Annotated in this window: 1 protein-coding gene; it reads right to left on the bottom strand. The window is 60.2% G+C overall.

The genetic code is table 11. The features are described 5' to 3' along the window. Positions 1-274: aldehyde dehydrogenase family protein (locus SB822_RS57005; RefSeq protein ID WP_410859094.1), on the bottom strand; the 274-nt coding region annotated here is incomplete at both ends.

Below are 274 nucleotides of genomic sequence, written 5' to 3' on the forward strand. Positions count from 1 at the left end.
TCTTGCCTTCTTCGCGCGACAGGAGACGGCCAAGCTCGTCCTTGCGCGCCAGAATTTCATCGGCAGTTTTGCGCAGGATGGCGTGGCGTTCCAGAATGCCGGAACGCGACCAGGCCGGGAAAGCGGCTTTCGCGGCGGCAATGGCTGCCTTGGTGTCTTCGGCAGTTGCCCGCGCATAGGTCCCAACGACATCATTCGTATCCGAAGGATTGATGTTGGCGATCCCGTCGCCGCCGACCCATTCGCCCGCGATCAGATTTTGATGGACTGTCAT

This window comes from Paraburkholderia sp. SIMBA_054 (assembly GCF_046534875.1).
In the GTDB taxonomy this organism is placed as follows: Bacteria; Pseudomonadota; Gammaproteobacteria; order Burkholderiales; family Burkholderiaceae; genus Paraburkholderia; species Paraburkholderia hospita.